This is a genomic window from Actinomyces sp. oral taxon 170 str. F0386, assembly GCF_000195595.1.
Classification (GTDB): Bacteria; Actinomycetota; Actinomycetes; order Actinomycetales; family Actinomycetaceae; genus Actinomyces.
Map to the genome: position 1 here is coordinate 26,478 of NZ_GL882572.1, position 25,732 is coordinate 52,209.

General features: G+C 67.8%; 28 protein-coding genes. 6 read left to right on the plus strand and 22 right to left on the minus strand.

From position 1 onward, the window contains the following. Positions 1 to 29 precede the first annotated feature (29 nt). The 7 genes from HMPREF9056_RS11385 to rpsB form a co-directional block, all read right to left on the minus strand. Positions 30 to 575 carry a DivIVA domain-containing protein gene (locus HMPREF9056_RS11385; RefSeq protein WP_009405245.1) on the minus strand — a complete coding sequence of 182 codons (546 nt, stop codon included), beginning with the start codon at positions 573 to 575 and terminating at the stop codon, positions 30 to 32. Beyond that, positions 572 to 1,834, minus strand: a complete 1,263-nt coding sequence (rlmN, locus tag HMPREF9056_RS11390; protein WP_034514507.1) for a 23S rRNA (adenine(2503)-C(2))-methyltransferase RlmN — start codon at positions 1,832 to 1,834, stop codon at positions 572 to 574. Before rlmN ends, HMPREF9056_RS11385 begins: the two co-directional genes overlap by 4 nt. A 72-nt stretch (positions 1,835 to 1,906) precedes the next feature. Next, positions 1,907 to 2,836, minus strand: coding sequence for a phosphatidate cytidylyltransferase (locus HMPREF9056_RS11395; protein WP_009405247.1), 930 nt, complete (start codon positions 2,834 to 2,836; stop codon positions 1,907 to 1,909). Positions 2,837 to 2,898: 62 nt separating this feature from the next. Next, positions 2,899 to 3,456 carry a ribosome recycling factor gene (gene frr / locus HMPREF9056_RS11400; protein WP_009405248.1) on the minus strand — a complete coding sequence of 186 codons (558 nt, stop codon included), beginning with the start codon at positions 3,454 to 3,456 and terminating at the stop codon, positions 2,899 to 2,901. A gap of 158 nt (positions 3,457 to 3,614) precedes the next feature. Beyond that, a complete protein-coding gene (gene pyrH, locus HMPREF9056_RS11405) occupies positions 3,615 to 4,367 on the minus strand; it encodes a UMP kinase (RefSeq protein WP_009405249.1) in 753 nt (250 codons plus the stop codon). Between the two features lie 294 nt (positions 4,368 to 4,661). Continuing rightward, the gene (gene tsf, locus HMPREF9056_RS11410) at positions 4,662 to 5,501 is read right to left on the minus strand and encodes a translation elongation factor Ts (RefSeq protein ID WP_009405251.1); all 840 of its coding nucleotides are present in this window, start codon (positions 5,499 to 5,501) and stop codon (positions 4,662 to 4,664) included. A gap of 106 nt (positions 5,502 to 5,607) precedes the next feature. After that, a complete protein-coding gene (gene rpsB / locus HMPREF9056_RS11415) occupies positions 5,608 to 6,450 on the minus strand; it encodes a 30S ribosomal protein S2 (RefSeq protein ID WP_009405252.1) in 843 nt (280 codons plus the stop codon). A gap of 756 nt (positions 6,451 to 7,206) precedes the next feature. Between rpsB and HMPREF9056_RS14780 the strand changes: the two genes are divergently transcribed. Together HMPREF9056_RS14780 and HMPREF9056_RS11425 are read left to right on the plus strand one after the other, a co-directional pair. Continuing rightward, a complete protein-coding gene (locus tag HMPREF9056_RS14780; protein ID WP_009405253.1) occupies positions 7,207 to 7,800 on the plus strand; it encodes a M23 family metallopeptidase in 594 nt (197 codons plus the stop codon). 108 nt (positions 7,801 to 7,908) lie between these two features. Next, positions 7,909 to 9,024, plus strand: a complete 1,116-nt coding sequence (locus HMPREF9056_RS11425) for a serine hydrolase (RefSeq protein WP_009405254.1) — start codon at positions 7,909 to 7,911, stop codon at positions 9,022 to 9,024. A 121-nt stretch (positions 9,025 to 9,145) separates the two neighbouring features. Here the strand turns inward: HMPREF9056_RS11425 and HMPREF9056_RS11430 are convergent, their stop codons facing one another. The 3 genes from HMPREF9056_RS11430 to HMPREF9056_RS11440 all read right to left on the minus strand — a co-directional run bounded on the left by HMPREF9056_RS11430 (position 9,146) and on the right by HMPREF9056_RS11440 (position 11,470). Next, entirely contained in the window at positions 9,146 to 10,066 is a 921-nt protein-coding gene (locus tag HMPREF9056_RS11430; RefSeq protein ID WP_009405255.1) for a tyrosine recombinase XerC, read from the minus strand. Between the two features lie 53 nt (positions 10,067 to 10,119). Beyond that, positions 10,120 to 10,479, minus strand: a complete 360-nt coding sequence (locus tag HMPREF9056_RS11435; RefSeq protein WP_050793068.1) for a metalloregulator ArsR/SmtB family transcription factor — start codon at positions 10,477 to 10,479, stop codon at positions 10,120 to 10,122. Positions 10,480 to 10,558: 79 nt separating this feature from the next. Continuing rightward, positions 10,559 to 11,470: a DMT family transporter gene (locus tag HMPREF9056_RS11440; protein WP_087942267.1), complete on the minus strand. Its 912-nt coding sequence runs from the start codon at positions 11,468 to 11,470 to the stop codon at positions 10,559 to 10,561. A gap of 314 nt (positions 11,471 to 11,784) precedes the next feature. On the opposite strand from HMPREF9056_RS11440, the gene HMPREF9056_RS11445 reads away from it, so the two are divergent. Further along, entirely contained in the window at positions 11,785 to 12,534 is a 750-nt protein-coding gene (locus HMPREF9056_RS11445; protein WP_009405259.1) for a hypothetical protein, read from the plus strand. A gap of 78 nt (positions 12,535 to 12,612) precedes the next feature. Here HMPREF9056_RS11445 and HMPREF9056_RS11450 read toward each other — a convergent pair whose 3' ends face one another. The 12 genes from HMPREF9056_RS11450 to rpsP all read right to left on the minus strand — a co-directional run bounded on the left by HMPREF9056_RS11450 (position 12,613) and on the right by rpsP (position 23,279). Beyond that, positions 12,613 to 14,019: a DNA-processing protein DprA gene (locus tag HMPREF9056_RS11450; protein WP_009405260.1), complete on the minus strand. Its 1,407-nt coding sequence runs from the start codon at positions 14,017 to 14,019 to the stop codon at positions 12,613 to 12,615. After that, entirely contained in the window at positions 14,016 to 15,584 is a 1,569-nt protein-coding gene (locus HMPREF9056_RS11455; RefSeq protein ID WP_009405261.1) for a YifB family Mg chelatase-like AAA ATPase, read from the minus strand. Before HMPREF9056_RS11455 ends, HMPREF9056_RS11450 begins: the two co-directional genes overlap by 4 nt. Next, positions 15,575 to 16,129, minus strand: coding sequence for a YraN family protein (locus HMPREF9056_RS11460; protein ID WP_034514519.1), 555 nt, complete (start codon positions 16,127 to 16,129; stop codon positions 15,575 to 15,577). The genes HMPREF9056_RS11455 and HMPREF9056_RS11460 overlap by 10 nt, the downstream gene beginning before the upstream one ends. A 156-nt stretch (positions 16,130 to 16,285) precedes the next feature. Then, the gene (locus tag HMPREF9056_RS11465; protein ID WP_034514511.1) at positions 16,286 to 16,594 is read right to left on the minus strand and encodes a DUF2469 domain-containing protein; all 309 of its coding nucleotides are present in this window, start codon (positions 16,592 to 16,594) and stop codon (positions 16,286 to 16,288) included. Positions 16,595 to 16,699: 105 nt separating this feature from the next. Further along, the gene (locus tag HMPREF9056_RS11470) at positions 16,700 to 17,422 is read right to left on the minus strand and encodes a ribonuclease HII (RefSeq protein WP_009405265.1); all 723 of its coding nucleotides are present in this window, start codon (positions 17,420 to 17,422) and stop codon (positions 16,700 to 16,702) included. Continuing rightward, positions 17,419 to 18,726, minus strand: a complete 1,308-nt coding sequence (gene lepB / locus HMPREF9056_RS11475) for a signal peptidase I (RefSeq protein WP_009405266.1) — start codon at positions 18,724 to 18,726, stop codon at positions 17,419 to 17,421. The genes HMPREF9056_RS11470 and lepB (HMPREF9056_RS11475) overlap by 4 nt, the downstream gene beginning before the upstream one ends. Before the next feature lie 114 nt (positions 18,727 to 18,840). Then, on the minus strand, positions 18,841 to 19,188 hold the full coding sequence (gene rplS, locus HMPREF9056_RS11480; protein ID WP_009405267.1) for a 50S ribosomal protein L19: 348 nt from the start codon (positions 19,186 to 19,188) through the stop codon (positions 18,841 to 18,843). Between the two features lie 242 nt (positions 19,189 to 19,430). Continuing rightward, positions 19,431 to 20,312: a signal peptidase I gene (gene lepB, locus HMPREF9056_RS11485; RefSeq protein WP_009405268.1), complete on the minus strand. Its 882-nt coding sequence runs from the start codon at positions 20,310 to 20,312 to the stop codon at positions 19,431 to 19,433. Then, positions 20,309 to 21,730 carry a tRNA (guanosine(37)-N1)-methyltransferase TrmD gene (gene trmD / locus HMPREF9056_RS11490; protein WP_009405269.1) on the minus strand — a complete coding sequence of 474 codons (1,422 nt, stop codon included), beginning with the start codon at positions 21,728 to 21,730 and terminating at the stop codon, positions 20,309 to 20,311. The genes lepB (HMPREF9056_RS11485) and trmD overlap by 4 nt, the downstream gene beginning before the upstream one ends. Continuing rightward, entirely contained in the window at positions 21,727 to 22,269 is a 543-nt protein-coding gene (rimM, locus tag HMPREF9056_RS11495; RefSeq protein WP_009405270.1) for a ribosome maturation factor RimM, read from the minus strand. Before rimM ends, trmD begins: the two co-directional genes overlap by 4 nt. Positions 22,270 to 22,579: 310 nt before the next feature. After that, positions 22,580 to 22,816 (minus strand): RNA-binding protein, encoded by a 237-nt coding sequence (locus HMPREF9056_RS11500; protein WP_003786440.1) that lies wholly within the window; start codon positions 22,814 to 22,816, stop codon positions 22,580 to 22,582. A gap of 1 nt (position 22,817) precedes the next feature. After that, positions 22,818 to 23,279: a 30S ribosomal protein S16 gene (gene rpsP, locus HMPREF9056_RS11505; RefSeq protein WP_034514512.1), complete on the minus strand. Its 462-nt coding sequence runs from the start codon at positions 23,277 to 23,279 to the stop codon at positions 22,818 to 22,820. Between the two features lie 359 nt (positions 23,280 to 23,638). Here rpsP and HMPREF9056_RS11510 point away from each other — a divergent pair, with 359 nt between their 5' ends. Genes HMPREF9056_RS11510 through HMPREF9056_RS11520 form a run of 3 tightly spaced genes read left to right on the plus strand, consistent with a single transcriptional unit; the run spans position 23,639 to position 25,679 of the window. Then, positions 23,639 to 24,037, plus strand: coding sequence for a GntR family transcriptional regulator (locus HMPREF9056_RS11510; RefSeq protein ID WP_009405272.1), 399 nt, complete (start codon positions 23,639 to 23,641; stop codon positions 24,035 to 24,037). After that, a complete protein-coding gene (locus tag HMPREF9056_RS11515; protein WP_009405274.1) occupies positions 24,034 to 24,792 on the plus strand; it encodes a hypothetical protein in 759 nt (252 codons plus the stop codon). The genes HMPREF9056_RS11510 and HMPREF9056_RS11515 overlap by 4 nt, the downstream gene beginning before the upstream one ends. A gap of 59 nt (positions 24,793 to 24,851) precedes the next feature. Beyond that, positions 24,852 to 25,679: an ATP-binding cassette domain-containing protein gene (locus HMPREF9056_RS11520; protein WP_157185079.1), complete on the plus strand. Its 828-nt coding sequence runs from the start codon at positions 24,852 to 24,854 to the stop codon at positions 25,677 to 25,679. Positions 25,680 to 25,732 lie beyond the last annotated feature (53 nt).

Sequence of the window (25,732 nt, forward strand, 5' to 3'; positions counted from 1 at the left end):
TTCCTCAAGGCTTACTCGGTCTGCTCGACTCACTCGACGGACAGGAGGACCTCGACGACGCGCGCCAGATAGCGGTCGACGCTGGGCTCCCCGTAGGCCTTGCCGCCCCGGGCCCGGCGGAAGACCGCGCCGCGCACCTCGTTGGAGGTCAGGGTGGTGTCGGAGTCGAAGTAGCCGGCGATGCGGTCCATGAGGGCGTCGACGTCGGTCTTGTCGTACCCCTGCCCGGAGGCCGGGGCGAAGCGCTCACCGGCAGGGCGCAGGAGGCGCGGATAGAGGGTGGTGGCGAGCTGGGTGACCTGGTCCATCCAGGCCTGCCGGCCCTTCTTGGCCACGAAGGCGGCACGTCGGCGCTGAAGGAAGGCGGCCTCGAGACGGTCGAGGGCCGCGTCGACGGCCTGGGGCTGGTAGCCGCGCAGAACGACGTCGAAGGCGACGGTGCGCACGCCCTCGGAGTCCATCTCGTCGAGCTCACCGGCGTCGTAGATCTCGTGAGCCGTCTCGAAGTAGCGGTCCACCTGCTCGGGGCGGTAGCCCGGTCGCAGGAGCGCTGACTTGGGGAACATGTCGCTCATGTCGTCTTAGCCCTCTCCTGGTTGAGTACCTCGGTCGCGAGCTGACCGCAGGCACCGTCGATGTCGCTGCCTCGAGTGTCTCGCACTGTCGTGGTGATTCCGGCACGCCGAAGCGTGTCGACGAACATATCCTGAACTGCAACCTCCGAGCAGGTCCAGATGGAGCCCGGGGTCGGGTTGAGCGGGATGGGGTTGACATGGGCCCACCCGGCGTCCCGGCGGTTGAGCTCGTCGGCGAGCAGCTGGGCGCGCCAGCTGTGGTCGTTCATGTCCTTGATGAGCGCGTACTCGATCGACACGCGCCGGCCGGTGGCCAGGAAGTAGTCGTGGGCGGCGTCGAGCAGCTCACCGACCTTCCACCTGGAGTTGACGGGGATGAGCTCGTCGCGCAGCTCGTCGTCGGGGGCGTGCAGGGAGACGGCCAGGGTCACCGGCAGCCCCTCGCCGGCGAGCCGGCGGATGAGGGGAACCAGCCCCACCGTGGAGACGGTGATGCCGCGGGCCGACATGCCGAAGCCTTCCGGGGCCGGGTCGATGAGCCGGTGGAGGGCGCCGACGACGTTCCTGTAGTTGACCATCGGCTCACCCATCCCCATGAAGACCACGTTGGACAGGCGGGCCGGTCCCCCGGTCAGGTCGCCGGCTGCCGAGGTCTGGGCAGCGTGGCGCACCTGCTCGACGATCTCCGCGGTGGACAGGTTGCGGGTCAGCCCCATCTGACCGGTGGCGCAGAAGGGGCAGGCCATGCCGCAGCCGGCCTGGGAGGAGACGCACAGGGTGGTGCGGTCCTTGTAGCGCATGAGGACGCTCTCGACACGGACGCCGTCGTGCAGCTCCCACAGGTGCTTGATGGTGCGTCCGCCGTCCGCGCGCAGGGCGCGCACCGGGCTGATGAGCTCGGGCAGCAGCTCGGCGCACAGCTGCTCGCGCTGCGAGGCAGGCAGGTCGGTCATGTCCGCGCCGTCACGGGTGAGGTGCGTGAAGTAGTGGCGCGAGATCTGGTCGGCCCGGAAGGAGGGCAGGCCCGAGTCCTTGCAGGCGGCCTTGCGACCGGCCAGGTCGAGGTCGGCCAGGTGACGGGGGGCCTTGCCGCGTGCCGCCGGAACGGCGAAGGACAGCCGCGGTCTGGCGTCAGGGCTGGTGGCGCCCTCGGGCGGCTGGTCAGTGGGCATGACCTGGACCTGGCCGTCACTCGGCCGCCCGGTGATACTGACGGGCTGCGGGCGCCGGGGGCGGTGCTGTACTCGCGAAGGACTCAAGCTCGTGCTCCTCGTGTCCCGGGGCTGGGGAGGGCCGGGCTGGTCGATAGGGGTGGGTGCGGCATGCCGTCCCTATTTCACCAGGAGGGTGAAGGCATAGACAAGTGGAGCGGCCACGAGGATCGAGTCGAGCCGGTCCATGATTCCTCCGTGGCCGGGCAGGAGAGTGCCCATGTCCTTGAGCCCCAGGTCGCGCTTGAGCAGCGACTCCCCCAGGTCCCCCAGGGTGGAGACGATCACGGTGCAGGCGCCCAGCGCGGCTCCGGCCCACCAGGGGCCGCCGACGGCCCAGACGCAGCCGGCACCGGTGCCCACCGCCGCGAGCAGGGAGCCCATGAGTCCTTCCCAGGACTTCTTGGGAGAGACCGAGGGGGCCAGAGGATGACGCCCGAGCGTGATGCCTGCCAACCACCCGCCGGTGTCGTTGGCGGCAGCCAGGGCGATGAGCATCATGACTTTTCCCACTCCGTGATCCTGGACCAGGAGGAGGACGGCGAATCCGGCCAGGTAGGGCAGGTAGGTGGCGGCGAAGACCGAGGCGGCCGCGGCGCTGGAGCGCGAGCGACGGACCTCGTCGTGGGCCTCGGTGCGAGGGACGTCGTGACCGGCCTGCTCCAGGACGGTGCCGGTCTCCGCCTCGGCCTGGTCCATGAAGCTCCACAGGACGCAGGCGCCGGCGGTGGCCACGTAGGCCCCGAAGGCCGCCTCCGCCCCCAGCTCCCAGGCGCACACGGAGATACCCAGCGTCCCCAGCCACAGCGGTGCCAGCGGCAGACGGATGCTCTTGCGGGCGAAGGCCGCTGCCAGCTCCCACAACGCCCCGCAGACGGCCAGCACGACGACACCCACGAAGATGACCTTGTAGAAGGCCAGTGAGCCCAGGACCACAGCGATGAGCACAACCGCCACACCGATCGCGGCGGGCAGGTTACGACCTGCCCGGCCGGTGGCGGGCAGGGGGTCGTGGTTGCGCGTGGGGCGCGGGTTCAGCAGGGTCGTCACAGGGCTCACAGAGGTCGGCGGGACATATGCAGGGGGCGCAGCGGCTCCCGGGATCGAGCGGGTCAGACCTCGAGGAGCTCGCTCTCCTTGGCGCTCAGGGCGGCGTCGACCTGCTCGACGAAGCGCTTGGTGAGGCCGTCGAGCTCATGCTCGGCTCGCTTGACGTCGTCCTCGCCGGCCTCGCCGTCCTTCTTGATGGCCTCGAGCTCCTTCTTGGCCTTGGCGCGGATGCCTCGCACCTGGACGCGGGAGTCCTCGGCCCGGGAGCGGGCGAGCTTGACGTAGTCCTTGCGGCGCTCCTCGGTCAGTGCCGGCAGGGTGACGCGGATGACGGTGCCGTCATCGGTGGGGTTGACGCCGAGGTCGGACTCGCGGATGGCGGTGACAATGTCCTTCATGGCGGAGCGGTCGAAGGGACTGACCAGGACGGTGCGGGCCTCGGGGATCGTCAGGGAGGCGAGCTGCTGAAGCGGGGTGGGAGCGCCGTAGTAGTCCACGACGATCCCGTTGAACATCGAGGGGTTGGCGCGGCCGGTGCGGATGGTGGCGAGCTCGCTCTTGGCGGCCTGGAGGGCCTTGTCCATCTTGTCCTCGGCCTCGAGCATGACGTCGTCGATCATGGTGCTTCCTTTGCTGGGCGGTCGTGGGTTCGTAGGATTGTGATCGGCCATCGTGGGGATGGCGAGGGGCTTGCGAAGGTGCGCCGGTCGTCTTCACGGTGGGCCGGGCACGGGGTCCGGGCGGAGTCGTCGTCGGCTTTGCGCAGACCGGAGCCGGATCAGTTGCAGCTGACGAGTGTCCCGATTCTCTCACCCAGTAGGGCGCGGGTGATGTTTCCGGGCTCCCCCATGCCGAAGACGCGCATGGTCAGTCCGTTGTCACGGCACAGGGCGAAGGCGGAGGCGTCGACCACCTGGAGACCGTCTGCCAGGGCCCGCTCGTAGGTGAGATGGTCGAGGCGCTGGGCGTCGGGGTTCTTACGAGGGTCGGCGGTATAGACGCCGTCAACGCCGTTCTTGCCCACGAGCAGCTCGTCACAGTGAGTCTCCAGAGCCCGCTGTGCCGAGACCGTGTCGGTGGAGAAGTAGGGCAGACCGGCACCGGCACCGAAGACGACGACCCTGTTCTTCTCCATGTGGCGAATGGCGCGCAGAGGGATGTAGGACTCTGCGACCTGCCCCATGGCGATGGCCGTCTGAACGCGGGCGGGTACACCCGACTTCTCGATGAAGTCCTGGAGGGCCAGGGCGTTCATGACGGTTCCCAGCATGCCCATGTAGTCGGCGCGGGCGCGGTCCATGCCTCGCGAGGACAGCTCGGCGCCACGGAAGAAGTTCCCGCCTCCGACGACGACGGAGACCTGAACTCCTGCACGGACGGCATCGGCGATCTGACGGGCGGCGTCGGAGACGACGTCGGGATCCAGGCCTATCGATCCTCCGCCGAAGACCTCACCGGAGAGCTTGAGCAGAACGCGTCTGGGGTGCGTGCCGTGGGCGACGCGGTCGTCACGAGCCGGTTCCTGACTCATTGCGTGATGTCTCCTGGGTTCGGTGGGCGGGCTCCGCACAGCCTACCCCGTCCACGACGGCGCCGGGCCACGATGACCATCACCCCGGATGGTCAGACACGCCATGGGACGAGGACCACGCTGGGACATCCTTCTTGAGGACGTGCTCCTCGGGCGCGGACGTTGATGGATGTATCGATGAGTGAGGGACGACGAGACGGGGCGGGGCCACGAGCTCGATGCTCGTGGCCCCGCCCCGGTTGTCTGCAGGCGGCCGATGATCCCGCCTGCCCGGCAAGCCTTGCAGCAGGTGACTCAGGCGCCGACGCGGAAGCGGACGAAGCCGGTCAGCTCACCGCCGGTGGCCTCGACGACCTTGCCGACCGTGGTCTTGGGGTCCTTGGCGAAGGCCTGGTCGACCAGGACGTTCTCCTTGAAGAAACCGCTGAGGCGACCCTCGACGATCTTGGGAATGGCCTTCTCGGGCTTGCCCTCGGCGCGGGTGGTCTCCTCGGCGATGGCGCGCTCCTTGTCCACGACCTCGGCCGGGACGTCCTCGCGGGTGGCGTAGTCCGGGGAGTAGGCGGCGATGTGCATGGCGACGTCGTGGGCCACCTCGGCGGCCTTGGCGTCGGTGCCTACCAGGACGCCGACCTGGGCGGGCAGGTCGGGGTTGGTGCGGTGCAGGTAGAGCTCGATGTTGTCGGCCTCGATGCGGCCGACGCGACGCACGACGATCTTCTCGCCGATGACGGCCTGCATGCCGTCGGTGAGGTCCTTGACGGTGGAGCCGTCGACCTCGACCTCGGCCAGGGCCTCGGCGTCGGTGGCGCCGGAGGCGAGGGCGGCGGTGAGGACCTGCTCGGCATAGTCGAGGAACTTCTGGTTCTTGGCCACGAAGTCGGTCTCGGCGTTGATCTCGACGAGGACGCCGACTTGGCCGTTGCCGGAGTCGACGACCTTGGCGGCGATGAGGCCGGCCGAGGCGGCGCGGCCCTCACGCTTGGCGATGCCCTTGAGGCCCTTGACGCGGATGATCTCGATGGCCTTCTCGGCGTCGCCCTCGGCCTCGTCGAGGGCCTTCTTGACGTCGAGCATGCCGGCGCCGGTCTTCTCGCGCAGCGCCTTGATGTCAGCAGTGGTGTAGTTCGCCATGAATGTCTCCTGGTCAGTCAGTGACTAATAGACGTGTAAGAGGACGTGTGAAAGGTGTTCACAGCGCGGAGACGCCGCGCTGTGAACAAGGAGCGTGAGCGTGGGCTCAGGCCTGCTCTGCGGCAGGAGCCTCGGCAGCGGCCTCGGCGGTCGGCGCGTCGGCCTCGGCCCCGGCGAGGAGCTGCGCCTCCCACTCGGGCAGGGGCTCGGCGTCGGCGGGGGCGACCTCGGCCTCCTCACCGGTGCGGGCGCGGCCGCCGGAGCGGGCCAGCAGGCCCTCGGCAGTGGCGTCGGCGACGACACGGGTGAGCAGGGTGACGGCGCGGATGGCGTCGTCGTTGCCGGGGATACCGTAGGTGGCCTCGTCCGGATCACAGTTGGTATCCAGGATGGCGATGACCGGGATCCCGAGCTTCTGGGCCTCGGAGATGGCCAGGTGCTCCTTCTTGGTGTCCACGACCCACACGGCGGCGGGGAGCTTGCTCATGTCGCGGATACCGCCCAGGGTGCGCTGGAGCTTGTCCTTCTCGCGGCGCATCATGAGCAGCTCCTTCTTGGTGCGGCCGGAGCCGGCCACGTCGTCGAAGTCGATCTGCTCGAGCTCCTTCATGCGGTCCAGACGGGCGCGCACGGTGGAGAAGTTGGTGAGCATGCCGCCCAGCCAGCGCTGGTTGACGTAGGGCATGCCGACGCGCTGGGCCTGCTCGGCCACGGCGGCCTGGGCCTGCTTCTTGGTCCCGACGAACAGGATGTTGCCGCCGCGAGCGACGATCTCCTTGACAAAGTCGTAGGCGGTGTTGATGCCCTCGATGGACTGCTGGAGGTCGATGATGTAGATGCCGTTGCGCTCGGTGAGGATGAAGCGCTTCATCTTGGGGTTCCAGCGACGGGTCTGGTGCCCGAAGTGGACACCGCTATCAAGGAGCTGGCGCATGGTGACGACGGCCATGACGGTCCTTCCGTGTGTGCCGAGAGGTTGCTCGACGCACGATCATTCGGGGGACGGCCAAGCGGCGCGCTCGGACGCGTCCCGGAGGTTCTTTCTCTGGGTTGTTCCCCTGTGGCTCCGCGCGCTTGAGAGCGCGCACTGAGCCGGTGACCGGCGAGAACGCCGATGCGGATGGGGCCTGGTGCCTGCGACGCACAGCCACCCGATCACCGTGACGAACCACGATGATCGGGACCGCGACCGTGTCGCCCGGAGGGACGTCCCGAGATGCTCGGGTGCAGGCACGCGAAGTCAGCATTCCGGGCCCGTCTCCCGCTGACGCCGGAGCGATCCGCAGAATGCTGCGGAGGCGAGGTTACCACAGGGCTGAGCCTGCTGCCGAGGTCGATTCGGCGGCATTCAGAGTCATTCCGGTCACCACAGTCCGGCTTCCGAGAGCGTTTTCCACAGGGCCGACGACGACCCCAGCAACCGGGACCGGTCGGCGCGCACCCTGAGGGCATGAACCGGGCACGCAAGGAACACCGCACAGGACCTCCAGGGCAGCATCGCACAGGCCGTGGCACATCACCTGGAGCACTGCACCGCACACCCCATCGTCTCATCACGCTCGCGACGGCCCTGCTCACCTGCGGGTCGATGGCCGCTCTGCCGCCGCCCTCGCTCTCATCGGTGAGTCCACCCGCGACTACGGCCGAGGCCCCGGTCGCGGGCTTAAGCTCCGGCCTCATCCCATCGCCACCCTCCGCGCAGGCTGTGGAACTACAGGATCCCGCGTTTCCCGAGCTCAGGACAGAGGCGGCTGAAGCTACGGTCTCACTCTTTACAGACGCCAGTCTCATCACCCGATTCGTCGAAGAGACCGAGGCCGGCACCGAGGCGGGCCCTCAGGAGGGTCTGGGACAGCCCCCGGAGCCCCGGCGTCCGCATGGGCGCTACCAGTGGCCAACCGGTGCGCCGGCCACCGTGGTGGAGGGCTTCGACCCGCCGGCCGTCGCGTGGGGGCGCGGGCACCGCGGCGTGGACCTGGCTGCCGCAGAGGGCACGCAGATCCGCAGCGCCGCCGCGGGGACGGTCGCATTCGCCGGCATGGTGGCCGGGCGTCCGGTGGTCTCCATCGACCACACCGACGGGATCCGCACCACCTATGAGCCAGTAGAACCGACTGTCGGAGCGGGTGACACGGTGGATGTCGGGCAGGTCATCGGCACCTTGCTGCCCGGGCACCGTTCGGACGGGGTCTGCGCCCTGCACTGGGGCGCTCGCACCGGCCCTAAGACGTACATCAACCCGCTGCGCCTGCTGCAACCGGCTGTCATCCGCCTCAAGCCGGTCCGGTGGGATCGATGATCGGCACTTGATCTCGCAAATGTTCCTTCCGATGATGGGAGGCCGTGGAGAGTGGTGAGCTTTCGAGCACAACCCCTTCAAAGGCATCTTGTTGAGAGAGGTGGAGACATGAGGCCCTCCGAGTCCCTCCAGCACTGGTTCGAGTCCTCCCTGCGGCCCAGGCTGGAGAGGATGGCCGCGAAGCGACGCCCAGACCTGCCGGCCCCGCAGGTGCTCATCATCGCCCCGGGGGTGAGGCTCTCCTTCGGTGAGGTCGACCGGCCTTTTCATACCGCGAGCGCGGGAAAACCCTTCGTGGCGGTCGCGGCGGCACGCCTGGCCCAGCAGGGACTGCTGTCCCTGGATGCGCCGATCGGCGAGCTCGCCCCGGGCATCGATCTGTCCCCGCTACCCGCCGCTCCCGGCGTCATTCTGTCCCGGGACCTGACCCTGAGTCACCTGCTCAGCCACCGCTCAGGACTACCCGACCCGGTACAGCCTCCGCGCGGACACTCCACCGAGTGCTCGCTGGACCGCCTCATGCGCCGACCCGACCGCCACTGGGGCCTGGCCGAGGTGGTAGCGCAGTGCGCGGGGCTGCCGCCTCAGGGCCGGCCCGGTGAGCGCTTCGCCTACGGGGACGCCAACTACGCCCTGGCTCAGTGCGTGCTCCAGGAGGTCACCGGCCTGTCCGCCCACGAGGTGCTGCGCACCCAGGTGTTCCAGCCCGCGGGGATGACGCACACGGGTCAGCCGCACTCCACGGCCACCGATGAGGAGCTGGCAGGTCTGAAGATCGCTCCGGTCTGGCTCACAGGTCTGAAGATCGCTCCGGTCTGGGTCAAGGGTGCGGAGATCAGCCATGCCAGGGCGCTGTCCGTCGGGTCCGCTGACGGCGGCGCGGTGACAACCCTGGAGGACATGGTGCGGTTCCAGCAGGCCCTGCGTGAGGGAGACCTGCTCGACCGGGATCTGCTGGCGCGCCTGGCCCGGCCCCGCTCCCGCCTGCGCGCGGGCCTCCACTACGGGACGGGCCTGGCCACGATCCGCTTCAGCGAGTTCTTGCCCCTGGTCCTGCGGAACCTGCCCGAGCCGGTGGGAGGCCTGGGCCTGTGGGCGGTACACAGCTTCTTCTACCCGCGCCAACGCGCCCACGTCGTCATGAACCTCCACAGCACTGCGCAGATGCAGCGCAGCTTCGCGCTGCACATCGCGATCGCCCGCCGCCTGGCCCGCCTGTCCTAAGCGTGCTCCCCCACCGGCCGGCCCCTCGGTTCCTGCACGCCTTCGGGGTGCCCTTGGGGCCAGGCCCCGCGCGCGGGGTTCAACCACCACCATGTGGCGGACGAACTGATCGAGGCCCGCCTCAGGCCCGGGGGAAGGCCTGCTCGTAGACGCTGCGCAGGCGCTCGGCCGAGACATGGGTGTAGCGCTGGGTGGTGGCCAGCGAGGAGTGGCCGAGGAGCTCCTGGACGCTGCGCAGATCCGCTCCCCCGCTCAGCACGTGGGTGGCGGCGCTGTGGCGCAACCCGTGCGGGCCGAGGTCGGGAACCCCAGCGGCCGCACACAGGCGGTGGACGATATCGCGCGCCGCCCGGGGATCGATGCGTCGTCCTCTCGCCCCCAGGAAGAGTGCGGTTCCGGCGTCGGGGGCGCAGATCTCTTCGCGCCGGCTCAGCCAGCCCTCCAGGGCTCTGGCGGCAGGCAGTCCGTAGGGAACGGTGCGCTCCTTGCGCCCCTTACCCAGGACTCGCAGCGTGCGTTGGGAGTGGTCGAGATCGGTGACATCGAGGCCGACGAGCTCGGAGACTCGCACACCGGTTGCATAGAGTGTCTCGGCGATGGCCAGGTCTCGCACGGCCAGGATGTCCCCGTCCGCGGCGAGGTCCGCAGCGGTCTGCAGAAGCTGCGCGGCCTGCTGGGCCGTCAGGACCCCGGGGAGGCGGTTGTCGACGCGGGGAGCGCGCAGGCGCGCGGCGACGTCGGAGGTGAGAATCCCCTCCTCGAAGGCCCAGGCGGAGAAGGTCCTCACCGAGGCCGAGCGGCGGGCCAGGGTGGCGCGCGAGTGCCCGCTCGCAGCCAGTGCGGCGAGCCAGTCCCGCAGGTCCGCCAGGTCGAGGGTGGCCAGGGCCGCACCGATGGGCGCATCACCCTCACCGACGCCGAGGAAGCTCAAGAGATCGCAGATGTCGACGAGATAGGCCCGCGCAGTGTGCTGGGACAGGTCCCGCTGCAAGGAGAGGTACCGGTGATAGGCGGCGAGCAGATCGGCGCGCGTCCTCGGCATGGCAGTCCCCTTTGATGACGGTTCTCGCAGGCGAATGAGATGGGTGAGACGAGCTATATCAGCGTGGCGACCTGTGAACGGATCTCGGCGATGCGCTTCTCATTGCGCTTGTAGTGGGTCCATTTGCCAATGCGCGTGGAGGTCACCAGGCCCTCACGTTCCAGGGCTCGCATGAAGGCCGATACGGTCGACTGGGCGAGCCCCACCTTGTCAGTGATCTGCTTGATGCAGACCCCGTACTCATCGGGGTCCGCGATCCCCCGCTCAATGGGGAACTCCGCCCGAGGGTCTCGGAGCCACTGGAGAATCTGAAGGCGCACCGGGTGAGCGAGAACCTTGAGAGCGTCGACCACTCCGCCCGGGTCCACCCGATCCGAATAACCTTCTGAATGACTTCGTCCGTTCTCCGACATCGCCCTCCCTCCGCCGCGGCTCGAGGTTCGGGCGAGCATATCACTCGACCAGAGGCCGACGTTCCGGCGCCGCGGTGCATCACGAGCCGAGGATGAGCTTGGCCCAGTAGATGCTGACGATGAGGACCACCACCCCGAGGAGCTGAGAGAGCGTCAGGGCCTCGAAGAAGAGGATATAGGCGTAGACGGCTGCGGCCACGGGCTGGAGCAGGGCGAACAGCGACCCGAGCTGCAGCGACATGAAGTGCATGGCGTGCGCCATGAGGGTCTGCCCGAGTATCTGAGAGGTGAGCGCCAGGGCGACGAGTAGCAGCCAGCCCATCACGGAACGCGGAAGCAGGTTCTCTCCACGCAGTATCGCTACCGCAAGACACGCCGCAGCGCACCAGAGACTGAGTACCGCCATGATGCGCAGCGCGGGGTAACGCTTTCGCAGTCCCTGGGCGACAACAAGAAATCCTGTGTAGAAGAACGCCGTGGCCAAGGCCATCGCGTTTCCGAGCAGATGGCGTGGGTCTGTATGAACGCCGACCGGGGTCAGGAGCAGTAGTCCGCCGATCGCCAGGATCGCCGGAAGAACGAGCCTGCCGTCGGGAACGTCCCTGAAGAGCACCCACCCGTAGATCGCCGCGGCGAAGGGGACGAGATTGGCCAGGAGATTGGACTCAGCCAACGTGGTGTAGAAGAACGACACGTTCCACAGACACAGGTCGATCGCCAGGAGAACTCCACCCATGGCGATGGTGACATGATCACGAAGCGGTATGCGTTCCTGCGGCTGGGATCCGCGTCGGAGTCTGACACCGGCGTCGAGCAGGAACAGCATGGGGGCGGCGATCAGAGACCGGAAGCCGCCAGTGGCGATCGGTCCGGCCTCACTGAGCCGAACGAACACTCCTCCGAGTGCCAAGCACCCCACCGCGAGCACTGCGCACGCGATCGCTCCTCCCCTCGTCCGACCTCCGACAGCACGGCTCAGATGCTGCACCATCACGCCTCTCTCCCCTTACCCCTCACGACTACCGACACCGACCATCAACCGGCCTCACGCGACCTCAGGCGCGGTGCCCGCATCCAGCTCGACGACGCACCTCATGAACAGCACCATAGTCGATATATCGATAATATGCGATATATCGATTCGTTCGACAGTTAACAAAGTTTGTGCCGACCGTCAAGAGGGAACATCCCCTTTTTACCGTTCGGATGGTCGTGGCATTCTGACAGGGAGGATGTCGCCGCCCTTCGCGACCGTTCCCAGGCATCCCGGATCATCTGACATTGATATCTGAAGGAGTGACGACGATGAGTGGAGAGCCTCTGCTCCTCGACTTCGTTGGTGAGCTGTTTCGGATCGTGCCCGGAGCCCCCTTCCAGATCGGCAGAGAGGGCGACCTCATCCTTGATGAGGACAATCTCTTCCTCCATCGGCGCTTTCTCATCATCGAGCACGACGCCGATCTGTGGTGGGTGGCCAACATCGGTTCCCGGATCGGTGCCACGATCACCGAGCGCTCCGGCACCTCCCGCTCCTGGGTGGCCCCCGGCTCCCGGGTGCCGCTGGTCTTCCCGGACATGGCGATCGTCTTCACCGCGGGATCCACCACCTACGAGATCCTTCTGAGAGTCCCCTGCCCCGGCTACGAGCTCTCACAGACCAGGGATGTGGCACCGGGCACCGGGCAGACCACCGTGGGCATGGTGAATCTGACCCGCAACCAGCACCTGGTGACCCTGGCTCTGGCCGAGCCCTGGCTGCGTCGGACCGGTACCGGCCCGGTCGACCTGCCTCGCAATACTGACGCCGCCGCCCGTCTGGGCTGGAAGATCACCCGATTCAACCGTGCACTGGACAATGTCTGCGACAAGCTCGACCGCATCGGGGTCAGAGGCATGCGTGGCGGCCTGCGCATACACGCTTCCTACCGGCGCACCGCCCTGGTCGACTATGCACTGACCGCACGGCTCGTGACCATCGAGGACCTTCCGCTGCTGGACGAGGAGGCCCAGAGGTCCCGGCAGGAGCTCGCGCTGTCGTCGGCCGCCGTCATATAGCTCTTTGTGGGACCGCCGTCCCGGAGCAGACAGGATGACGACGGTCTGTCGGCACTGCCGGGGACATACCTCCCGGTGCTAACGGCGTCTTCGCCAGCCGGAGGCGGTGCGTTCCACCTTCCCCGTGAGCTCCAGGATTCCCAGGGCCGCGGTGGTCTCCTTCAAGGACATACCCGACGAGCGCACGATGGCCTCGGTGGTCGCCGAGGCTCGGGCCGGCATGGCGTCCAGGACGACGGCGCCGGCCGGGTCCAGCCCGTCCAGGAGTCCATCTCCCGCCAGCTCGGGGTTCTGTTCCTTGAGGGCGTCGGCATCGACGGTGCCCAGAGGTGTCAGAAGCTCAAGGGCGTCGTCGACATCGGTGATGCAGACCGCGCCCTTGCGCAGGAGGCGGTGGCATCCGACTGAGGACATGGAGGTCACCGGCCCGGGGACGGCGCCCACCTGCCTGCCCAGCTCGAGGGCACGGTGGGCGGTGGACAGGGCTCCGGAGCGCCAGGCCGCCTCAACCACGATCGTTGCCCCGGAGATGGCCGCGATGACGCGGTTGCGGGAGACGAACCGGTGACGACCGGGCTGGCATCCCGGCGGAACCTCCGCTACCAGAGCCCCGGAGGCGATGACCGCCTCCAGCACCTCGGTGTTGGCGACCGGGTAGAGGCGGTCCACTCCCCCGGCGGACACGGATACGGTGGAGCCCTCGCGCAGCGCTCCACGGTGGGCGCAGGCGTCGATGCCGAAGGCGCCCCCAGAGACGATGAGTCCGCCCTTGGCCGTCACCCCAGCGGCCAAGGAGATGGCGACCCCTTCGCCGTACCGGGTGGAGGCTCTGGCTCCTACGAGCGCCAGGCACAGTCCGTTGGCAGGTCCCGCCGGCATCCGCTGCTCGCGCACGGGCGGGCACCGGCCCCCGGTGATCGTCTCGCGGACACCGGTACCGGGCCTTCCATCAGTGCCAGTTGCGCCCAGGTCACTGCTCCGACCTTGGGACTCACCGCTGGTCCCGCAGCCTCCGCTGTCACCACTCCCGTTGATGTCTGACAGATCCCTGACGCTGACCAGCAGTGACGGGTCACCGCGCACCCACAGGCAGAAGGGCGGGTGCTCCAGCTCATCGAGCCCCGGCGGCCACCAGGTGTCTCCCGGGAGAACGAGGCTTCCTCCGAGGCGATCGAGCACGTCGAGCTCGCGGCGAATGTCGAGCCCCTCCAAGCGAGGCGCCCATCGAGCGGCGACCTGCGCCCAGTGGGCGCTGGCCTCAGCAGCGTGCGGGGCGCCCGGAGGTGGCTCCGGGACAGGCGGAGGCGGAGCACCGCGCACGCGTCCTGCGGCGTCGGTGGCCTCCTCCAGCAGCCACCTCAGTGCGGCACTCGGCCCGAGCCGGTCCACCAGCATCGTGGCGGCGGCGCTGGCGGGCTCCGCCAGGCGCGACCAGGTGGCGCGTACCAGCGCCGGGTCATCGATGTCGTAGGGCAGGTGGGTCATGGTCGCACTCCTGAGGTTCTCAGGGCCAGAGCGGTCCCGATGTGGGTGAGGGTGAGGGCCTCGGCGCCCTCGAGATCGGCAAGGGTCCATGCCAGTCTGAGGACCCGGTCCACCCCACGCAGGGAGAGGTCCCCGCGTTCGAGGGCGTCCATGAGCCGGCGGCTGAGCGGCACGCTCAGTGCGCCGTCGGGGCCCCTGAGGTAGGAGCCGGGTACCTCGGCGTTGAGGTGCCACGGTGTGCCGGCCAGCCGGCGCTCCGCGGCCTGACGTGCCCGCAGGACCCTCTGAGCCACTATGGCGCTGGACTCGCTGCTCGCCGGGCGGGCGAGGTCGGCGGCGCTGACGGCGGCGATCTCGACCTGGATGTCCACCCGGTCCAGCAACGGCCCGGATAGTCGCGAGAAGTAGCGGCGTCGTTGCAGGGAGGTGCAGGTGCACTCCAGGCCGCGACCGCCTGCCTTGCCGCATGGGCAGGGGTTGGCGGCCAGGACGAGCTGGAAGGCGGCCGGATAGGTGGCGCGCCCGCCAACGCGGTCGATGGTGACCGTCCCGGTCTCCAGGGGCTGGCGCAGGCAGTCCAGGACCCCGGCGCTGAACTCGGGGGCCTCGTCGAGGAACAGCACACCGCGGTGGGCCAGGGAGACGTCCCCGGGGCGCGGCAGGCCGGATCCGCCTCCCACGACGGCGGCCCGGGTAGCGGTGTGGTGGGGTGCGCGCAGCGGTGGCCGGGTGATGAGCCCGCAGGCGGGATTGAAGGTGCCGGCCACGGAGTGGATGGAGGTGACGGTGACGGCGTCGGACTGCTCCAGGGGCGGCAGGATGGAGGGCAGGCGCTCGGCGAGCATGGTCTTTCCCGTCCCCGGCGGTCCCACCATGATGAGGTGGTGGCCCCCGGCCGCGGCGACCTCGAGCGCCTGCCGGGCCTCGGTCTGTCCGACGACGTCGACCAGGTCCGGTGGCTCATCGTCCTGGGGAGCGATAGGAGGAGCCTCACGTCCGGCCTCGGAGATCTGCTCGACCGCCGCGGCCACGGCTGCGTTCAGTCGCCCTCCGTAACGCTCGACGAGCTGACCGATGTGGCTGATAGCGGTGACCCGGGCGCCGGGGACCAGCTCGGCCTCGGCAGCTGCCTCCTGGGCGACGACGATCTCCTCCACCCCGGCAGCGACCGCGGCCTGGACACTGGGCAGGACGCCGCGCACCGAGTGGACCGAACCGTCCAGCCCGAGCTCGCCGATGTACACGGTTCGTCCCAGGAGACCGGCCGCGGACCGTCCGAGCCGGCCGCGAGCGCCCAGGACCGCCAGCGCGAGCGCCAGGTCCAGCCCGGTTCCGGTCTTGCGCAGGTCCGCCGGGGAGAGGTTGACGGTCAGGCGCTGCTCTCCCCAGGTGACGCCGCAGGTGCTCAAGGCGGCCCGGACACGTTCGCGCGACTCGCGCACGGCGGTATCGGGCAGACCGACGAGGGTGAATCCGGGCAGCCCCTGGGTGGCGTGGGCCTCGACGTCGACGATGTGTCCGGCCAGCCCGGTCAGGGTGACCGCGAGTGTGCGTGCTAGCCCCATGACGTGCCCACCGCCCGGTGGTGGCGCAGCAGGGCGGGACGCGAGTCGCGCAGGAGGATGGAGACGACGTCGAGACGCAGGCCGGCATGCGCGGTCTCGTGGGTGGATGCCCAGGCAGCCGCCAGGGCGCGCAGCCGAGCGAGCTTGCGAGCGTCGACCGCGGCGGCCGGCGGCCCTTGACGCAGGGAGCTGCGGGTCTTGACCTCGACGATCACCAACGTCGGTCGCATTGAGCCCTGCTGCTCCCGGATGAGACGAATGGGCTGACCGTCCGACTCCCGGCAGCCGCGGAAGGGCTCGAGAGCGATGATGTCGAGCTCTCCGCGCAGACCGTGGTCCGGTCGCCAGTTGCGCTCGAGGATCGTCCAGCCGATGTCCTCCAGGTAGGTCGCGGCCAGGTCCTCTCCGTAACGTCCAGTGCGCAGGTGGAACGGTCCGGATGCAGCTCCCGTACCGCTCCTGGCGGGTTCTATGGGGATGACGCCCCCGGACCGCGCTGCGATCACCGTTGTCCCTGTTGCGGCTGATGCGACCTGGTCGGTCATGCCGATCACCTCCGCCACCAGCCTGAGGCCGGATCGGCTGATGCGCGTCCTGGCCCGGTCGGGTCTGTGGAGGGAGCTGGCAGGAGCCTTCCTGTGGCCACCGGCCAGCCGCTCGACTCAACGGATGGGGCTCGGCGAGAGGCGAGAAGCGCGGTGCTAGGAGGAGGGGATGTCCATCTCGAGCTTGGTGAGCTCCTCGACGTTGACGTCCTTGAAGGTGACGACGTGGACGGACTTCACGAATCGGGAGGCTCGGTAGATGTCCCACACCCAGGCGTCCTCAAGGGTGAGCTCGAAGAAGACCTCCCCACCGTTGGTACGTACCTGGACGTCAACGGCGTTGGCCAGGTAGAACCGTCGTTCGGTCTCCACCACGTAGGAGAACAGGGAGGCGACATCGCGGTACTCCCGGTACAGCGAGAGCTCCAGCTCGTTCTCGTAGGACTCGAGGTCTTCTGTGCTCACCGGGCCATCATGCCTGCCGGTGGCGTCCACGGCCGGCAGGCGGTAGGGCGAGTCGGCCCTGTCCCGGGTCGTCCACGGCTGGCACGGGCCCGCCGGCTCGGTGCGTCAGCCGTCGTGCTGGTCCAGGCCGGGCAGGTGCCAGCTGCGTCGGTGCTGGTCGCTGGCACCCAGGTCGGCGAGCCCGGCGACATGGGCGGGTGAGGCGTACCCCTTGTTGGAGGCCCACCCGTAGCCGGGGTCGGTGAGATCGGTCATGAGGGAGTCTCGTTCGACCTTGGCCAGGACGCTGGCCGCGGCGACGACGGCGCATCGAGCGTCGGCCTTGACCTCCATGCGCACCGGTGGGGTGGGAGGCTCTGCGGTGGCCTCGTGCCAGGCCTGCGAGGGCTGCCCGTCGCCCCATGTGGTGAGCAGGTCCGGTTGAGGGGCGGTGAGCCAGTCGGCCACGCCGTCGAGAATGATGATGCCGGGGGCGTGTCCGCGATCGGCGACCTGACGCAGGGCTCGTCGTCCCGCCAGCCTCAGGGCTCCGACGATGCCTCGCTCATCGATCTCCGCAGGCGAGGCGTGGGCGACGGCGTGGTCCAGCAGCCAGCCGCGCACGGGCTCGACCAGATCCGTGCGCATGCGAGCCGTGAGCTGCTTGGAGTCGGCCAGGTCGACGGGGAAGGCGTCGTCGGTGCATCGCCCCACGATCGCCAGTCCGACGCTGACAGGTCCGGCGAGCGCCCCGCGACCGACCTCATCCAGACCGCCAACGTACTCATGGGCTTCAAGCAGCTCGTTCTCAAGGCTTCTGTCAGGGCGGAGCCGTGCCCGAGGGCTCACTGCTTCATCCCTATGTCTGTTCCCGGGCCGCCGGGTCTCCCTGTGGAGCTCAGCGAGCCGGCCCCTGCGAACCCCGTATCGGATCGTCTGTCATCTGATGTCCTGGGCTCCGTGTCCTCTCCCTCGGCCCCCGGATCCGAGCCGATCCGGCCGGCGCCGGTGCGCCCGGAGTCGTTGCCCACCTCACCGGTCTCGGTACTCGGGCCGTCCGAGGAAGCGCCGTCCTCGTCGGGGTCATCGGGGTCGTCTAAGTCGGTGGGCCGCTGAGTGGGTCCAGTCGTGGACCTGGACGGGGTGGGCGTCTGAGCGGGCGGGGCGGTGTCTCGTTCGGGGACCTGGGAGAAGGCCTCGTCTCCTCCGCCCAGACTCCCCCACCGACTCAGGCTCGTCCAGGAGAAGACGGCCTTGGCCACTCCGACGACATTCGTCAGAGGCACGAATCCACCGTGGGCGTCGTCGCGGTGATAGCGCGAGTCGGCCGAGTTACCGCGATTATCACCCATGACCCAGACGTACCCCTGGGGAACGATGATGTCGAAGGAGGTCAGGGACGGGGACTGGCCGTCCTTGACGTAGGGCTCCTTGATTGCGACGCCGTTGACAGTGAGTCGTCCCTTCCCGTCGGCGACCACGTGGTCGCCTCCGACCCCGATGACTCGCTTGATGAGATGGTGGCCGGTGTGCTCCGGCAGAAGGTGCAGGGCGACGAAGGTCTTCTGGACAGCGCCGCGCAGTCCGGTCGGCTCATCGACGTGGAGCCAGTCATCGGGGTCGCTGAAGACGACGACGTCACCCCGGTCGATGTTGTCGGAGTCGAACATCGTGACCGCGACCTGGTCTCCGTCACGCAGCGTGTTCTCCATGGAGCCCGAGGGGATCTCGTAGGTCTGAACGACGAAGGTGCGAAGAAGGGCCGCGACCAGGATGAAGACCGCCACGACGAGCAGCAGACGTGTCAGCCGCTGCCACGGGGAGCTGATCTCGGGCGGTGGGATGGTGGGGGCGACGTGCCGACGAGGTTGGATGGAGGGAGGAAGCTCCTCGGGCTCGTCGTCGGGCTCAGGCTCGGCATCTGGGTCGATGAACGGGTCGTAGTCCCACTCAGCGCTGTTGTCATCAACCGGGGCCGGGTCCGAGGACGCCTCCGCCGGCTCAGAAGAGCTGGCGGCCTCCTGAGGAGAGTCGGCGGACGGGGAGCTGCAGGCGGGGGTGACGGCAGACCTGGAAGCCCGGCCGATCTGGGAAGGAGCGGCCTGCTTGAGGTCCAGCTCGACGTCGTCGGCCTCGTCCTGCGCCGGTCTCACCGCGCTCCTTCCCCCTGAAGTCGATACACATGGGCTTGCCGCTGCACAGCGATAAGAGATGACGAGCGCCCGGAGCCCGTCAGGCTCCGGGCGCCGTCTTGAGAGCGCGGGCGCTCAGTCCTCGCGACGCTCCTTGATCTTGGCGGCCTTACCGCGCAGGTTGCGCAGGTAGTAGAGCTTGGCGCGACGCACCTGCCCCCGAGTGACGACCTCAATCTTCTCGATGGTGGGTGCATGGACGGGGAAGGTGCGCTCGACGCCGACGCCGAAGGAGACCTTGCGGATAGTGAAGGTCTCTGAGACACCACCGCCCTGGCGCGCGATGACAACGCCCTGGAAGACCTGGACACGGGTACGGGATCCCTCGACGACCTTGACGTGGACCTTGAGGGTGTCCCCGGGACGGAAGGAGGGGATGTCGTCGCGCAGTGATGCGGCGTTGATCTCGTCGATCAGATTCATGTTTCTCTCCACACCCGTGCCACTGGTCAGGAGTGCTGGTTCGGCGGCGCCGCGCCGTATGGGGCAGCGCCGGGGATGGACGCCCCTGGGCTCCTTTAGAAGCGACGGCCTCCCCAGTGGCAGAGGAGCCGCAGGGCCCAAGTGCCCGCTCAGTTTGCCACAGGTGCGTGCCCCGGACGAGTGCCCTGACATCGACGTGCCTGAGTTCACGCCTGTAGCGCGTCTCGGCACCTCCCGATTGATCAGCTACCGGAGCCGGCCAGCGTGCGCGTCGGAGCGGGCTCAGCCGGCTCGGCGGGGATCGCTGTCGGGGTGGATGTCGGCTGGGGAACCTGGGAGAAGACCTTGTGGCCGGAGTTCAGGCTGGACCAGTGGGAGTAGGGCCACACGACGTTCTTGGCGACGCCGACGACGTTGCCCATAGGGACGAAGCCGTGGTGGGCGTCGCTCTGGTGGTAGCGGGAGTCCGAGGAGTTGGCACGGTTGTCCCCCATGACCCAGATGCAGCCCTCGGGCACGGTGACATCGAAGGCCAGGTCGGAGGCCGATCGGCCGGGCTTGAGATAGTCCTCGTGGAGCTCGACGCCGTTGACGCTCAGGGAGCCGTTCCCGTCGGCGACGATGTGGTCGCCGGGCATTCCGATGACGCGTTTGATGAGGTGGTGCCCGGCGTCCTGGGGGAAGATGCGGATCGCGACGAGGAGGTCCTGGACAGCGCCCTGCAGGCCCGTGGGCTCCTGGGTGGTCAGCCAGTGATCGGGATCGGTGAAGACGACGACGTCGCCGCGGTTGATCTCGTCGGAGTCGTACATCGTGACGGTGACGCGGTCGCCCTCGTTGAGAGTGTTCTCCATGGACCCGGAGGGAATGGTGAAGCTCTGGATGACGAAGGTGCGGATGAGGGCGATGATCGCCACGGCGACAACCAGGTAGGACAGGGTGATACCCCACTGCTTGAAGCGGGCGCCGACCCACGCCCCCAGAGTGGCGCTCCCGGCACCCGCGCCTGCGCCCTTGGCGCTTTCCTTGCCGTCACCCGGTCGGCGCGCGACCTCCTCCTGGGGCACGGAGTCGTCAGTGCCGTCAGCCATGTCCTGAAGGGTCTGGTCGAATCCGCTGCTCATAGGCCTTCTCCTGTCCGCCGGATCATGACGACGTCGTGGGCGTCCTGCCCCCCGACGTTGTAGGTGCGGGTTCCGGCTTGGCGGAAGCCGGCTCGCTTGTACGCCTTCTGGGCGCGCTTGTTGGTGACGTGGGTGCCGAGCCAGAACAGGTTCACCCCGTGGCCGGCTGCCTGCTGCATCACGGTGCTCATGAGCGCGGGAGTGAGCCCCGATCCCCTCATCGAGGAATCGATGTAGACCTTGGACAGCTCGCCGACGACCTGCCCGTGGCGGGACTGGACGCACGCAGGGCGGGGGTCGATCCCCCTGGGGAGCTCACCGGCGGCGTCGGGCTCCTCACGCAGCACGGCCGCGTAGCCGACCAGGTCCGGACCGGCCGATGCCCCAATCGGCTCAGTCCCACTGGATGCCTGAGAGGAGGGCAGCGGTGCGAGCAGCTCGGCGACAACCAGGTCGACGCGGTCGTCGGCGGCCCAGGTACGGAACAGCCCCGGCACCAGGTTGGTGGTGACGTGCTTGGCGATGAACTCGGGGGCGATGACGTGTTCGCAGGCGTCGGGGAAGGTGCGTGCGGCCAGGTCGGCCAGTGCCTCGGCGTCGCTATCGGTAGCGGCCCGGATACGCACCGGCACCGGGCGGCCGGCCCCAACCGGGACCGCCCAGCCCATGGTCGCCAACATGGCGCGGTCCTCGCGATCCAGGTGCGCGGCGTCCAGGTTCGCGATCATGTCGGGACGACGGCTGACGGTGCGGGCGATGGCCTGGTCCCGCCTGGTGCGGGCGATACGGGCGTGGTCACCGGACAGCAGGACAGGATCGACCTCCAGATCGCGCCACCGGGTGGGGCGGGTATAGACGGGGTACTCCAGCAGACCGGCGGCTCCGTGGGACTCCTCGACCAGGGACTCGGGGTTGCCCAGGACTCCGGGGAGGAGCCGGGCGATCGCCTCGATCATGACGACGGCAGCGGCCTCTCCCCCATTAAGCACGTAGTCCCCGATGCTCAGTTCACGCACCTCGATGCCGCGGGAGGCGTAGTGCTCGGGCACTCGCGTGTCGATGCCCTCGTAGCGGCCGCAGGCCAGGACCAGGGAGTCGGCACCGGCCAGGTCCTCGGCGGTGCGCTGGGTGAAGACCTCACCGGAAGGGGTGGGGATGATGAGGACCTGACGGCGCTCGGCGGGAGCATCCACGGCGAGCACGTCGTCGAGGGCCTCGCCCCACACATCGGGCTTCATGACCATGCCGGCCCCGCCGCCCAGAGGGGTGTCATCAACGGTGCGGTGCCGGTCGTGGGCGTGGTCGCGCAGATCGTGGACGTGCAGGTCGAGGGTGCCCCGGTCGGCAGCCCTCCCGACGAGAGAGAGGTCCAGGACCTTGAGGTAGTCGGGGAAGATGGTGACGACGTCGATCCTCACCGCGTCTCCTCCACCTGGCCGCGTCCAGGGAACAGCCCACCGGGTGGGTCCAGGGTCACGGTGCCGGCCTCAGGGTCGATAGCCGGAACGAGCGCGGCGACGAAGGGGACGGCAACCTCATCCCCTCCGGAGGTGGTGACCACGAGACGGTCCTGGGCGATGCCAGGCTCCAGGTCCGTGACCTCTCCCAGCGCCTCACCGGAGGCACTGAGTGCCCGCAGGCCGACAAGCTCGTGGCGGTACCAGGATTCCTCAGTCTCCTCGGTATCGCCGGGAGCCTCGTCGTCGGTCTCGACCAGGAGCCTCACGCCTCGTAGAGCCTCGGCGGCCGTGCGGTCGCGTGCCTGCTCAAAGGTGGCGAACCAACGGGAGCCGTCGAAGCGCAGCCGACTGACCGTCAAAGGCCCTACCTGGGTCGGCTCCGTGGGGACGGCGGTTCCGGGCGCAAGGCGCCCCTCGGGGTCATCGGTGCGAATCTCAAGACGCACCTCACCCTTGAGGGCATGGGCGGGGCCGATGACAGCGAGGGTGAGCAGCACTGTTCTCCTGGGATCGGGGTGTGGAACGGTCGGTCGGGACGTGAGTATCCGGTGCCAACCTACCGTGCCCCGGTTGGTGTTCCCATCGATCGAGGGGATGAGGTGGAGCACCGACCGCGTGAGGTTGACCGCCTCGCCGGGTGCCCTTCCTGTCGGCGCCGGTGGTCGCCGATAACCCTCGACGTGAGGACAAGCAACTGTGGGAAGACGACGGTACCCGGCTCCCTTATGGGAGCCGGGTACTCGTGTTGATTGATCAGACCGGCCGCGACCCTTGGCGGTCAGCTGCGCAGGCCCGAGGACCCTGTGCTCAGCGACGGTCGGTGTCGACGACGTCGACGCGCACCGGCGAGTCCGCCAGCGCCCCCACCACTGTGCGCAGTGCTCGAGCAGTGCGGCCCGAGCGGCCGATGACTCGACCGAGGTCCTCGGGGTTGACCCGTACCTCCAGCAGGTCGCCGCGACGCAGCGATCTGGAGGTGACGGTGACGTCGTCGGGATTGTCGACGATGCCCCGCACGAGATGCTCGAGCGCGTCGGCCAGCATCTCAGGCCTCCTCGGCGGCGGCCTGGGCCTCGACGGACTCCTCAGCCTTGGACTCGGCGGCCTCAGCGGCCTCCTGGTCGGCCTTGGCCTTGGCTGCGGCCGCCTTGCGCTTCTCAGCGTCGTCGGCAGCGGCCTTGACCGCAGTCTCCTTGGCGACCGTGGCGGCGTTGGCGTCCTTGACCTTGAGGGTGCTCTCGACACCCTTGAGGCCCTTGAACTGGTGATAGTCGCCGGTGATCTTGATCAGCTTGTAGACAGCGTCGGAGGGCTGGGCGCCCACACCGAGCCAGTACTGGACGCGCTCGGAGTCGATGCGGATGAGCGAGGGCTCCTGCATCGGGTCGTAGACACCGATCTCCTCGATGACACGACCATCGCGCTTCTTGCGGGAGTCGAGGACGACGACCCGGTAGAAGGGGGCAAACTTCTTGCCCATGCGCTTGAGGCGAATCTTGACTGCCACTTGGTTGAACTCCTGGTTCTGGATGGTTTGGCGCGCGCTGGTCCCCGGTGGGGTCAAGCAACGGTTTCCGGCGTGAGCCGAGACGCAACCGGGGCCGGGAGAGGGACCGACGTCCGATCGAGTACAGCCGGACATTCTGCCAGAGCCTCCGACGGCGTCGCCAGCCCGAGCCGGGGCGCCACCCCGCAGTCCGGTGCGAGATCGCCCACAGACGACACAACACCCTGAAGCAACCATCCGGTTGACAGGCCTTAGGCTCTTTGGTTTATTAGTCGACCAATGAACCAGGAAACCTGTGTCCGTCTGGATAGCCCCATCCAGCCGGACAGCATCAACAGAGCAGACGGGAGGTGATCTGGATGTCGCGCCATTTCGAGGACTCGACGCCCATCTACCTCCAGATCGCGGAGGAGGTGCGCACTCAGATCCTCTCCGGAGACCTCTCGGACGGGGACCGGCTGACCTCCACCACCGAATACGCCACCCAATACCGCATCAACCCTGCGACGGCGAACAAGGCCATCACGCTTCTGGTTGACGAGGGACTCGCCGTCAAACGGCGCGGCATCGGCATGTTCGTGGCGCACGGCGCCTACGAACGTCTACGCGATGAGCGGGCGCGCACGTACGTGGACACCACTCTCGGACCGGCTCTGCACACAGGGAGAGTCCTAGGGCTGAGTGACGACGATCTGGTCGAGGCAGCAAGGACCTACCTGAGGAACTCGCCTGTCAATCCATTCAAGGAGCCGGCATGACCGCAGTAATCATGAAGGACTCACCCACCACGCCATACGACGCCCTCCATCGACGGATTCTTGTCTCGCTCAGAGATGTACCTACGAGAGCGCTGTTGTGGATCTTCATCCTTGGCGCCTCCGTCAACCTTCTGCTCAGCGCGGCACTGCGGTTGATGTCCAACGATCGCAGGCTGTTCTTCCCGTACTCGACGACCCTTCTGGCATCCTCCGTCGCTCCTGCGTTGATCGCGCTGTTCCTCGGCGAGAGCGCGGCTTCCCGTGAGCTCGCCGAACGGTACGCCGGTTCCACAGGGAAGGATGTCTGGAGGGCACACACGTCAACGGCGAGGCAGATCCTGGCAATGGGCATCCCCTACGCACTGGTCTGCGCCGGATGCGAGCTTGTCATCTCCGGAGGCAACGCCGATCCGGCCAATATCTGGTCAAGCTTTCCATCTCCTATCAGGTGGGCACTCCTGCCTGTCATCGTCATTCTGAGCTACTACCTCGGAGCGTCAATAGGAGCTATCAAACTGCGCCACCCGACGTGCAGCACCCTCATCAGGATATTCGTGGGAATCGTTTTCTTCATAGGCATTCAGGCCTACGGCGTACCTCTGATTCTTCTTCGTTTCTGGCTCCCTATCGTCTCTCCGGAACTTCCTTCACTTCCATCTCTGACCGTCTTCTCAGTTCAGTTCATCGTAGCGGTACTCATCCTCGGAGTGATTACCTGCCGCCAGCTGATCCTGAGGACATCGCCATTACGGTGACCGTATCCGCATCCGGCTCACCACCAGTGAGCCACCACTAAGAGACTTTAAGGAGCAACATGACCGTCTCTTCATCTCCCACTCCCGGACCGGCCTCTCCGAACTTCGATCCACCACTGGCGGAGCATGCGGCTGACGACAAGCTATCCGTCACCTTCTCCAACGTCGGATACAGGCATCGTTGGGGAAACTGGGCACTGCACAACATCACCCACACCTTCAAGCCTGGAACGATCACCGGCCTTCTGGGAAGAAACGGCTCAGGAAAGTCGACACTGCTGGACCTCGCCGCCGGAATGCGTCGTCCCACACGAGGAACAGTGTCCATATCCGGGATGGATGCCATTGACGACCCGATGGCACGCTCATCGATCTGCCTATTGGGAACCCGCAGGGGTTTGCTGGAACGGGCTCCACTCAAGGACTCCCTGTCGCTATGGGAGGCCACTCGGCCACGCTGGAACCGGCAGGAGGCTGAGCAGTACCTGGACCTGTTCGAGGTTCCTGCGAAGACACAACCGGCGCGCCTGTCTCAGGGGCAGCGCTCAGCACTCGACGCGGTCTTCGCCCTGGCATGCCACTGCCCAGTCCTGCTCCTGGATGAGATCCAGCTGGGTATGGATGCTGTGGTGAGGCGCGCGTTCTGGAACGCCCTGCTCGGTCTCTACGTACACGAACGCCCCACGATCATCGTCTCCTCTCACGAGGTTGATGATATTGAGGACCTTGTCGAGGACGTCGTCGTGCTGCAGCACGGAGGTATTGCCGCGGCGACGAGCGCCGATGAGCTGCGTGCCGCCGCCACCGCTCCCGACGCTCCTCTGGCGTCGCTGACTGACGCACTCGTGGATATGACAGGCCCCGATCACACGGCGGCCACTCACTGAGACGCAGCAGCCGCACAGTTTTTCGCAAGACTTCTCCTCAGAGAGCACCGACC